Source organism: Chamaesiphon sp. GL140_3_metabinner_50 (genome assembly GCF_025361915.1).
Classification (GTDB): Bacteria; Cyanobacteriota; Cyanobacteriia; order Cyanobacteriales; family Chamaesiphonaceae; genus Chamaesiphon.
Map to the genome: position 1 here is coordinate 1 of NZ_JANYJC010000277.1, position 2715 is coordinate 2715.

The 2715-nt window shown below is 46.4% G+C and carries 2 protein-coding genes; one reads left to right on the forward strand and one right to left on the reverse strand.

All coding sequences use genetic code 11. The features are described from left to right. Positions 1-482: 482 nt before the first annotated feature. Positions 483-1715, reverse strand: a complete 1233-nt coding sequence (locus tag Q0R35_RS13580; protein WP_295619107.1) for an ATP-binding protein — start codon at positions 1713-1715, stop codon at positions 483-485. 186 nt (positions 1716-1901) lie between these two features. On the opposite strand from Q0R35_RS13580, the gene miaA reads away from it, so the two are divergent. Beyond that, the coding region (gene miaA / locus Q0R35_RS13585) for a tRNA (adenosine(37)-N6)-dimethylallyltransferase MiaA (protein ID WP_295619110.1) at positions 1902-2715 on the forward strand (814 nt) is incomplete at its 3' end.

Here is a 2715-nt window from a genome sequence, read left to right on the forward strand (position 1 = left end):
GTTGATGATAAATCGTTCCAAAATTATAACACAAATAGGCTATAGACGAATCTAGATAGTTTTGGGAATATTTTTGAGAGCGAGAAGATCGATGTTTATTCTTCTGTTTTCGATCGAGCCGATCGGTTACGAGGAGCTACCTTGTAAATACGAGTCGGCTGGGCAGCGGTTGAATGGTGTTACCCCCCAACCCCCCCTTATAAAGGCTACTGTGTATACACAAGTCTGGATAAAAGCGAAAACCCTAGAAATCCCCCTAAATCCCCCTTGAAAAGGGGGACTTCCGGATCCGGTTCCCCCCTTAAAAAGGGGGGTTAGGGGGGATTTAGATCTCAGAACGAAGTCAACCATACTTGTCTGTACACCGTAGCCTTATAAAGGGGGGACTTTTCCGGCTCCCTCCCCTTATAAAGGGGAGGGTTGGGGTGGGGTAAAGATCTCCGCAGCACCGCCAACACACACATATATATATGCCATAACAACTAAGAAGGGTGAAGATCGTTTTCCTGAGATTGACGACGTAATAAATCCCGCTCCCTCTTCCTAATTTGAGCCACATCTGCCGCTTTAACAGCTCTTTCGACAATCGCATCCGCAAGATCGGGACGAGCGGCGAAATACTCACTCAGCACCTCAGACACGATCGAATCTACAATTCCCCGCGCTTCACTATTAGCTAATTTAGTTTTGATTGGCCCCGCCCACTCAGGATTTGGCAACAGTACAGCAACTATGGCAGTTAAACCCTCACGGATAGATTCGCCACCGAGATTGGCATCATCCGGTTGAAGTTTGTTATGTTGACGATAAATTTCATTGACAGCGAGAGTTATAGCTATTTTTAATCCATCTATATGCGCTCCCCCATCGATCGTCCGAGTTGTATTGGCAAAGCCTAAAAGGCAATCATGCTCGGCATCGATACACCACTGAAGCGCGACTTCTACTCGAATCCGCTCTTTTTCAGCCCTAATATAAATCACCTCCTCATTCAGTGGTTGTTTATCGCGATTGAGGTCGGCGATATAATCCCGCAACCCACCTTCATAATAGTAATGCTCTATTTTGGGTTCGTTGCTGGAGGCTTCTAGCCGATAATCAGAGCAGCTAATCCTCATCCCAGCATGAAGATACGCTAATTCTCTAAATCGATTAGCTAAGGTATCGAAGTCAAACGCGATACTATCTTTGAATATCTCTGAATCTGGTAAAAATGTGATGCTGGTACCTGTGCGATCGTTGTCACTGGGTACGATTACCAACTCCGACACCGTAAAGCCACGCTCAAAGCATTGGCGGTGGATTTTACCATCGCGCCAAACTTTAACTTCGACACAAGATGACAGGGCACTTACTACCGCAATCCCGACTCCATGCAATCCGCCGCCAATTCTATAATCACAATCTCTATGTTTACCCAGATGAAGAGTCGTGAAAATTGTTTCGATCGAGAATTTGCCAGTTTGGCTATCCCTGTGGCTTTCAATCCCACGTCCATCATCGGCTACAGTAATCGAACCATTGGCATTAATCGAGATATCGATATTCTTGCAATAACCCGCTAGTGCTTCCTCGATCGAGTTGTCTACAACCTCATATACTAAATGATGCAGACCTTTTGGCCCGATCGAACCAATATACATCCCCGGACGAAAGCGAACGCCTTCTAGCCCTTCTATTACTCGAATATTGCTGCCATCATATTCACTAGCCATATCAAATCCCTCGAAAATCGACTACTAGCCGCCTCTAAACAACCAAGAAATCGGATCGCTCCAAAGTTATAACATAAATTACCTAAGAAAGCGACAGATGCTTCTGAGGATGTTTTAAGATGCTTGTCCTAAGCATGAAAATACCGAAACTCGTTTTATGGCTCCCCACCCGCTCCCCCCTCTCCCATGCTCATAGTTATTTGTGGCGCGACAGCCACCGGAAAATCAGGACTGGCGATCGCAATCGCCCAACGGCTCAAGGCTGAGATAATTAGTGCAGACTCGCGCCAAATCTATCGAGAATTTGATATTGCGACGGCGAAGGTATCTAGTGCGGAGCTAGCTTTGGTACCGCACCACCTAGTTAGTACATGCGATCCTAATTGTACCGTAACGGCTGCCCAATATCAAACACAGGCGCAGGCACTAATCGAAAAATTTCAGGTGCGGGGAATGACACCGCTGCTGGTGGGGGGTACGGGACTATATATTAAGTCTGTAGTCAAGGGAATGAAGATTCCGCGCGTACCGCCGCAGATGGATTTACGATCGCAATTAATTGCGCTGGGACAGGGGCAATGTTATCAGATTTTGCAGCATCTCGATCGCGAAGCAACGCTAAAAATTCATGCTAATGATGCAATTCGGACGATTCGCGCATTGGAGGTTTATTATGCAACGGGACAAACGATTTCTAGCCAGCAGGGAGAATATCCACCGAGTTATCCGATTCTCCAAATTGGCTTAGATTGTGAAAGTTTGGATGTTTTGGCACTCCGAATTCGACACCGCACTCAACAGATGCTCGATTTGGGTTGGGAGGCTGAGGTGAAATATTTGGGGACTAAATATGGGTGGGATTTACCGTTGCTCGATACATTGGGATATGCTGAAATGCGGCAGTATATTCAGGGTAAGATTAGTTTAGCAGAAGCGATCGATCTGACGATCGTCCATACGCGCCAATTTGCCAAACGCCAACGCACTTGGTTTGCATCGG

What these genes read in the sequence shown, in the direction of transcription:
- Q0R35_RS13580 (WP_295619107.1), bottom strand. Translation starts at nt 1,715, where the DNA reads ATGGCTAGTGAATATGATGGCAGCAATATTCGAGTAATAGAAGGGCTA.